This window comes from Neorhizobium sp. R1-B (assembly GCF_004368875.1).
Taxonomy (GTDB): Bacteria; Pseudomonadota; Alphaproteobacteria; order Rhizobiales; family Rhizobiaceae; genus Neorhizobium; species Neorhizobium huautlense.
In genome coordinates, this window is record NZ_SOEM01000017.1 from 94,932 (window position 1) to 101,189 (window position 6,258).

The window sequence follows — 6,258 nt, forward strand, 5'->3', positions numbered from 1 at the left end:
AGATTCTTCCACCAGCATTCACCGGGAGGATCACATGCGGGAATACGATCTGCCAATTATTGTCACCAACCACGGCCCGGCTGCATCGGCGCAGCTCAAGGTCATTCGGCTGCCAACGTCCTGGTACGCGGTCGTCTGGGAAAGCCCCAAAAGGTATGCCAGCTTCAGTCAGGACCGGACGGAACTGAACGGAGGTCACGAGCATCTGAGCGACAACGATTTCCTCGGTCGCGTCCGGCTCGTCGCCAGCTTCGCCCACGGCATCGATTTCGACTATTCGGAGGTTCTGTGATGGTCCTGAATATCACTACCACGCTCCGCGATCGGGTTCGCCGCATGGTCCATGCCAAGGCACGCGCCGAAGGACTTGGAATCGCTCTGATGACGCAGATCAAGGCCGATCCGAACTATGGACCGCTCTATGCCGAGCACAAGGCCGCATACGAGGAATCCTTGATGCTCGAAGCCAAGACGTTGGGCATGGTGGACGGCAACGTCGATCTCCTCGAACGACTCATTCGAGATGTCCATTCCGAAGGCGGGGCGACTTCTCGGAAACACTGATGGCCTTCCAATTCATCCACATGACGGCTTACAGCCGCAAGGGCGACGGCAAGGGTCGCTCTACGAGCTACGTGTTCAATGAAGCCCGACGCGATCCAGCGGCCTCCATCCACGTCTCGAATCCTTCGTCGCCCGTGGTTGTCTATGGCTCGACGATCGATGAGGTGGAAGCGCGGCACGATGCTGCTGCCGATGTCGCGACGACAACGCCGAAGGGTGGCAAACCTCGGAAAATCCAGAAGACGCAGCACACGTTGATGACGGTAGTGGCGAGCCATCCGCTGACAATGGAAGAGGTTCGCGCCGATCCTGACAAGCGACGTGAAGCTGAAGAGTGGGAGAAGCGGACGGTGGCATGGCTCCGTTCACAGTACGGCGACAAGGTCGTCTCTGTGATCCGGCATGAGGACGAGTCGCATTACCACCTTCATGCCTACATCGTGCCGGACGATCTGGCCATGCGTGCAGCGGCACTGCATCCGGGGCAGGTGGCGAAGGCTGCCGTCATGGCGGCCGGTCCCGTCGATGGTGAAGACATCAAGGCTTTGAACAAGCGCGGGGATCAAGCGTATCGAGCGGCGATGCGGGCGTGGCAGGACTCGTATCACGAGACCGTCGCCATCCCCTGCGGCTTGACTCGTCTCGGCCCGCAGCGCCGCCGCCTGACGCGGGCCGAATGGCAAGCGGAGCAGACGCAGGCCCAGGCGCTACGCACCACCCTCGATCGGGCCAGAGAGGTGAAGCGCAAGGGCGAATCCTTTGTCGCGGCGACAAAGGAAGATGTCGCCGCGCTGAAGGCTGAAGCGACCGCGGCACAGGCCGAGGCAGCCCGTCAGATGGAGGCCGCGAAGACTGCCCGGGAGGCTGCCCTTGCGGCACAGGACAAGGCCGTTGCCGAGCAGCGGAAGGCGCGCTCCATGATGGCTCGTGTGCGTCAAGAGGCCGCTCGCGTCCGCGAAGCGACGGCAAGGCTCCAGCGCCTGCCGGGTGCACTGCGCAGCGTGTTTGACGGGTTCCGGCGCTCGAAGGTCGCGGCACGCATCCGCGCCGCTGTCGAATCTGAGATGGAAGCGCTCCGGCGAACCGCCGCTGATGCCACTGACCGTGCCAGCGCTGCCAGCGCCGCGCTGCGGGAGGCTGAGGCGCGGGCGAAGAACCTACGGCAGAACCTTACAGAGACCGGGCGCGATCTGGCGACGGCCAGGCGCGAACTCGCGGCATTCCGCCCGCCAGAGCCGGAACAGACCCCGGGCATTTCGACGCCCGCTCTGCGACGGCGAAGCTGAAATCCTCCGAAAATCGCGATTTGCACAAAAATTGAGCGCCAGAGAAGGCCGTATAATGCGTTCAGCGCTGCTGGACGGGTTCGTACGCGTCCAGATTCGACGTCGAATCCTTGTTCCGGGGGTCGCAGCGCCCGCCCGGCGTTTGCGCCGGTCCCCGCCTGCCCGCATCCTTTTCAGGTGCAAAGGCAACGGAGGCCGTCGATGAAGCTAGCGGCGAAAAAGAGACGTCGAACATGCGCCGACAGGCTGCGCCGCGATCTCGCGGAACGGCAGCGGCAACGCCGTGGCGGCGATCCGGCGGGCCGGGTGATGCTCCAGCTCCTAGGCATTCTGTCCGGCGCACTCGCGCTGTTCCCGCCGATGCCGTCGTTTCCCTTCACGGTCGGTGCGACTTCCCGCAGGGCAGTTTCTTCGCCTCCCGGGCGCGCGGTTCGACCACAGTTCTATGGAGATGGCTGCGTCTCTCCCGCGATCGCCCGGGACTCGCGTTCGCGGTCTTCTAGGAAGGCCGATCTCGATCACGTCGATGACGAGGATCGCGGCCCCACGGCCCGTGCGATGGAGCGCGGGATTGATCCAACGTACTATCGGACGAGCAGCCGCGCAGCGCCGACATGGTCGAAGCTCGTGAAGGACCTCAAGCGCCGCCAGACAGCGGACAGGGCTCGTGAACTGATCGAGTTCCGCGTGCCGCCGGAAGCTGTCGAGTGGCTGCACAGCCGCATCTACCTCGAAGATTGGTTGTCACTCCGGCTGCTCGGCCGGGACGGTGCCAGTGACGACGAGATCGCGGCTGCCGCGCTCGCGGAGGCGCAGCGGTGGCAGGCCGCGCAGAGCAAGCCACCAGAACCAGAACCGAAGCCGGAGCCGGACGGTTCCGGCGATCCAGACTCAGGAGCAGGACCGAAACCATGACCGATACCATCACCCTTGCCAGCAACAGCCTCGCCGACTTCCTCGATCGCCTCGGACTGTCTCACACGGCGCGCGATCGCGTTGTGGAGATCGATCGGACGCTTGCCGAAGAGCTTGAGAGCGAAGCGAGCGACGCTGACCGCTGCGCCGATCTCGTGCTCGAAGCGGCGGATCTCGTGTCCGGTCGGCTTCGGCCTCTGATTCCGTCGTCGGGCGGCTTCGACTTCGACGCGATGGACTGGGGCTCTGAAGACGAGGAGGAATAGTCATGTATAATTTGGTCATCGGCGTGGTCGCGGGCATCATCCTCGGCGTGCTGTCAGTCGCCGGGATCTGGTACGGCGGCGCGGTCTACGAGCGAGCGCGGCTCCGATCGGAGCTTGTCGCGGTCATAGGGCAGCAGCAGCAGATAGCAGCGGCGCTCGATCTCTACGAGACGGACGGCGGTCGCGTGTCTTCCCTCGGCAATGACGGGGCGGCTCTCACCGGGCTCCTGGAATCCGGCTTCCTGAACGCACCCCCTCCCGGGACATGGCGCATCCGGCGCGGCGGAGAACAGGTTTGGCATCCGCTGAGCATCCAGACTCCAGAAGCTTGCGCCTCGGTGAATGCGTTCGCTGGGCTCCCGGAAGTCTGTCCGCCATGTGACAGCGAGACGCTTTCTCGCTACCCCGCATGTGAACTGCCGGAGGGCGAGGTATGAGGACGGCTGTTGTCATTCTCGCCGCTCTCGCGGCTCTCTCGAACGAAGCGTCGGCCGGGACGTTTGTGCTGCGGTCGTCGACGACGGGCGTGATCGCCGCCCCGGTCGTGGTTCCTCCGGAAGAGCCGACGATACCGCTGCCCCCTGAGACTCCGGCGGGCTTCATGTTGTCCATGACTGGTCAGACATCTGTGGCAGCGGGCGCGGCGCTCGGTCTGCGTCCGGTCGTGTCCGGGGCATCCGGCTCGGTGTCGTACTCATACTTCGGCAGGCTGCCGCTCGGGGCGACTTTCGACGTCGCGACAGGGAGGATCGCGGGGAAGGCGTTGAAGCCCGGGACGTATCAAGTCTGGCTGTCGGCTACGGATTCCGCAGGGGCGACGGTGACGGCGGAAATTGTGATCGTCGTGACCTGAAACGCGAAATCGGGGCCGACGAGCCCCGATGTCCACTTTCTATTGCGTTTAAACGGCCCGTACAGCGCTTCTAGGCGCTTGGGTGGTGTCTTTTCCCATCCGTTTTCGAGATGGTGCCTGAGCGCATCGCCCGCTCGGTTTCTTGGATAGTTTCCCAAACCCCGTGAAGATCGGACCAGATGGCCATAAGGCGCTTGTCCAAGTCCTTGCCTCCCGGCCACCCCCTCTCGTCGAGCCAGGCAAAACCTCGGGCGGCATCGCGCAGCTCGTCCATCAAGTGGTTATAGCGGTGCCAGTTCAGCGGGAACTGTTCTGTCGGGATATTCATAATGTCGGTCATGCTTGTCTCCATCGGCTGATCCGGTCGCTGTATTCGCGCCGGAGTTTGAGCACCGCCGCAACGTTGCCGGGGTCGAGATAGTCCCAGGCATCGCGCTCCGAAAGCGTCGTGATGCCTTCCAGCGTGCCCAGCACAAGCCCCATCGCACATCGGACGGATGTCGCGCCGGGGATTTCTTCTGGCTTCTTGTCGCCGTCGAGAACGGCTTCGATCCGTTCGCGGACCTGATCTTCGAACATTGTCTTTCCTTCCTTATCGTCAGTCTCTGGCTGCGATGAAGAGTTGGTATCCGGTGGCAGTCTCTTCGGCCTGCACGCTGTCGAGACAATCGCCACATCGCCGCTCGACGAACTCCTCGAGTCCGTCGAGCGTTGCGGGGCCGTGCTCTCCTTCATGCCAGTCTCCAAGAGCCCGGACGATGATGCGAGGCACAAGGCAGGATCGGCATCGCTGATCCACCGTGACAAGAATGCTCTCTTGCTGTTCGGGAATCGGCATGTCGCGTCCTCACCTTTTTGCGAATGGCCCGACGTTCCAAAGGACAACGTCCTTTGCGTCGCGCATGAAGATCGAAACGTCATCCAGCCCGAGGATGAGGCACCTAGCCTTCCGTTGAAGCGGTGTGTCGTACTCCAGCGAGCCGACAAGATTGTCCATCTCATCGACGTATCTGTCGTACGCCTCGTTAAACCTTTCAAACGTGGCGATGATCTTGCGGGCGGTGGCGCTATCGGTGGTCTGCTGCTCTCGTTCTGTCATGTGGTTCTCCTGTAACCGGGTTGATGACGGCGATACAAAGTTCACACATTTGAAGAGACGTCAATGTGTTTATCTATTTGAAAATATTCAAGGATTCGACATCGAATCCTTCCCGGAGAAGGCTCTGCAAGGACTCGAAGACGCACAAGTAAGGATTCGATGTCATCGAGTCCTTTGGAACGGTTTTTGAATCCTTGCGGGGAAGGTAAGAGGTCGTTAACCACGTCAAACGGTTTCGTCGTGTCAACAATTTGCTGTCACGCTGAAAGGTGATCCAGGGCGCGGACACCAAGGCGTTGCACGTCCCGGGCGAGGGCTTCACCGGAGCCGGGAACACGTGTCCGGCGGATAAGTTTTTCGGTGCCAGTCTTCCGCTCGCGGACGTGGATTTCGGCAATATAGAAAAGCATGCCAACCGCGTCCGTCTGCATCGTTTCTATGACCAGAACGTCGATCGCGAGGCCTCGGATCAGCGTCTTTTTCTTCTTCACCGAATATCTCCTAACTCGTTGACAATGTTAGATTTATAGAAGATTTCGGGTGGCGAGCCCAGGCTTCCGGAAATGATTTCCGGGATCAATGATCGGATGGCGATCGAAGTGTTAACGGCTCCGGCGGAGCGGGAGGGCTGTCAGGCAGAATCTGTCGGGGTGGTGCGGCCCGCAGACCGCCGCAGGTGGTCGAGGACACGGCCCGGCCGATTGTGCTTGACCGGCCGGAGCGACCAATCCTCCCGCAACCGGGTGAGGACTGAGGGAAGGCCGGAGGCCGCACCTACTGCCCTCACCCGGACTAGGCCCTCGCCAATGAGAGCGGAGGGTAGCAGAGCGCAGCGACGCGAGGAGGCTGAGCCTCCTTAGTCTTCAGGGAAAGAGAGCATATCGGAGCTCTGAGCATAGCGACGGCTGCGCCGCAGAGTGGGAATTCGCGCATGCTTCGGCGGTTCCTGAGGTAGCCGTAGGAAGTCCAGCATAGCGCCGCCGTTCCGGCGGGGACTGGGACCGACTACCTCCGTCGAGGCATTCCTAATTGTTGACACCTCAAAATTGGCGTCGTACCGAAAGTTGCGGATAACCGTGGCCCACAATAGTGGTACACACAGCCTCAACCCCGGCCTTAAAAGTACTTTATTTTCAATAGCTTGTGCCCGACCTGAGAGATAGGTGACGTTTCGTACCGGAGACATGGGTGACACTTTTCGCTTTTTGGCGGGAGGTGTTGATGCCGTGGAAAGAGACTTCGGTGATGGAGGAACGTCTACGTTTTGTCGCCCGG

12 protein-coding genes are annotated in these 6,258 nt (G+C 61.6%); 7 read left to right on the forward strand and 5 right to left on the reverse strand.

Annotated features, from left to right (window positions below; translation table 11 throughout):
- Nucleotides 1–34 precede the first annotated feature (34 nt).
- The 7 genes from EDE05_RS20270 to EDE05_RS20300 all read left to right on the forward strand — a co-directional run bounded on the left by EDE05_RS20270 (nucleotide 35) and on the right by EDE05_RS20300 (nucleotide 3,884).
- Nucleotides 35–292, forward strand: coding sequence for a hypothetical protein (locus tag EDE05_RS20270; protein WP_134102646.1), 258 nt, complete (start codon nucleotides 35–37; stop codon nucleotides 290–292).
- A complete protein-coding gene (locus tag EDE05_RS20275; protein ID WP_134102649.1) occupies nucleotides 292–564 on the forward strand; it encodes a hypothetical protein in 273 nt (90 codons plus the stop codon). The genes EDE05_RS20270 and EDE05_RS20275 overlap by 1 nt, the downstream gene beginning before the upstream one ends.
- A complete protein-coding gene (locus tag EDE05_RS20280; protein ID WP_134102651.1) occupies nucleotides 564–1,850 on the forward strand; it encodes a plasmid recombination protein in 1,287 nt (428 codons plus the stop codon). The genes EDE05_RS20275 and EDE05_RS20280 overlap by 1 nt, the downstream gene beginning before the upstream one ends.
- A 201-nt stretch (nucleotides 1,851–2,051) precedes the next feature.
- Nucleotides 2,052–2,765, forward strand: coding sequence for a hypothetical protein (locus EDE05_RS20285; protein WP_134102654.1), 714 nt, complete (start codon nucleotides 2,052–2,054; stop codon nucleotides 2,763–2,765).
- Entirely contained in the window at nucleotides 2,762–3,031 is a 270-nt protein-coding gene (locus tag EDE05_RS20290) for a hypothetical protein (RefSeq protein WP_134102656.1), read from the forward strand. The genes EDE05_RS20285 and EDE05_RS20290 overlap by 4 nt, the downstream gene beginning before the upstream one ends.
- Nucleotides 3,032–3,033: 2 nt before the next feature.
- Nucleotides 3,034–3,468 carry a hypothetical protein gene (locus tag EDE05_RS20295; RefSeq protein WP_134102658.1) on the forward strand — a complete coding sequence of 145 codons (435 nt, stop codon included), beginning with the start codon at nucleotides 3,034–3,036 and terminating at the stop codon, nucleotides 3,466–3,468.
- Nucleotides 3,465–3,884, forward strand: a complete 420-nt coding sequence (locus tag EDE05_RS20300; RefSeq protein WP_134102661.1) for a putative Ig domain-containing protein — start codon at nucleotides 3,465–3,467, stop codon at nucleotides 3,882–3,884. Before EDE05_RS20295 ends, EDE05_RS20300 begins: the two co-directional genes overlap by 4 nt.
- A 70-nt stretch (nucleotides 3,885–3,954) precedes the next feature.
- Here EDE05_RS20300 and EDE05_RS20305 read toward each other — a convergent pair whose 3' ends face one another.
- The 5 genes from EDE05_RS20305 to EDE05_RS20325 form a co-directional block, all read right to left on the reverse strand.
- Nucleotides 3,955–4,224: a hypothetical protein gene (locus EDE05_RS20305; protein WP_134102663.1), complete on the reverse strand. Its 270-nt coding sequence runs from the start codon at nucleotides 4,222–4,224 to the stop codon at nucleotides 3,955–3,957.
- Nucleotides 4,221–4,463: a hypothetical protein gene (locus EDE05_RS20310; RefSeq protein WP_134102666.1), complete on the reverse strand. Its 243-nt coding sequence runs from the start codon at nucleotides 4,461–4,463 to the stop codon at nucleotides 4,221–4,223. The genes EDE05_RS20305 and EDE05_RS20310 overlap by 4 nt, the downstream gene beginning before the upstream one ends.
- A 19-nt stretch (nucleotides 4,464–4,482) precedes the next feature.
- On the reverse strand, nucleotides 4,483–4,722 hold the full coding sequence (locus tag EDE05_RS20315) for a hypothetical protein (protein WP_134102669.1): 240 nt from the start codon (nucleotides 4,720–4,722) through the stop codon (nucleotides 4,483–4,485).
- 9 nt (nucleotides 4,723–4,731) lie between these two features.
- Nucleotides 4,732–4,983, reverse strand: coding sequence for a hypothetical protein (locus EDE05_RS20320; RefSeq protein ID WP_134102673.1), 252 nt, complete (start codon nucleotides 4,981–4,983; stop codon nucleotides 4,732–4,734).
- Nucleotides 4,984–5,240: 257 nt separating this feature from the next.
- Nucleotides 5,241–5,474, reverse strand: coding sequence for a hypothetical protein (locus EDE05_RS20325; RefSeq protein WP_134102675.1), 234 nt, complete (start codon nucleotides 5,472–5,474; stop codon nucleotides 5,241–5,243).
- Between the last annotated feature and the right edge of the window lie 784 nt (nucleotides 5,475–6,258).

Bases quoted from the DNA above. Each gene is read 5' to 3' on its own strand.
- EDE05_RS20270 (WP_134102646.1), top strand. From the start codon at position 35: ATGCGGGAATACGATCTGCCAATTATTGTCACCAACCACGGCCCGGCT.
- EDE05_RS20285 (WP_134102654.1), top strand. From the start codon at position 2,052: ATGAAGCTAGCGGCGAAAAAGAGACGTCGAACATGCGCCGACAGGCTG.
- EDE05_RS20305 (WP_134102663.1), bottom strand. From the start codon at position 4,224: ATGACCGACATTATGAATATCCCGACAGAACAGTTCCCGCTGAACTGG.
- EDE05_RS20310 (WP_134102666.1), bottom strand. From the start codon at position 4,463: ATGTTCGAAGATCAGGTCCGCGAACGGATCGAAGCCGTTCTCGACGGC.
- EDE05_RS20290 (WP_134102656.1), top strand. From the start codon at position 2,762: ATGACCGATACCATCACCCTTGCCAGCAACAGCCTCGCCGACTTCCTC.
- EDE05_RS20300 (WP_134102661.1), top strand. From the start codon at position 3,465: ATGAGGACGGCTGTTGTCATTCTCGCCGCTCTCGCGGCTCTCTCGAAC.
- EDE05_RS20275 (WP_134102649.1), top strand. From the start codon at position 292: ATGGTCCTGAATATCACTACCACGCTCCGCGATCGGGTTCGCCGCATG.
- EDE05_RS20320 (WP_134102673.1), bottom strand. From the start codon at position 4,983: ATGACAGAACGAGAGCAGCAGACCACCGATAGCGCCACCGCCCGCAAG.
- EDE05_RS20295 (WP_134102658.1), top strand. From the start codon at position 3,034: ATGTATAATTTGGTCATCGGCGTGGTCGCGGGCATCATCCTCGGCGTG.
- EDE05_RS20280 (WP_134102651.1), top strand. From the start codon at position 564: ATGGCCTTCCAATTCATCCACATGACGGCTTACAGCCGCAAGGGCGAC.
- EDE05_RS20315 (WP_134102669.1), bottom strand. From the start codon at position 4,722: ATGCCGATTCCCGAACAGCAAGAGAGCATTCTTGTCACGGTGGATCAG.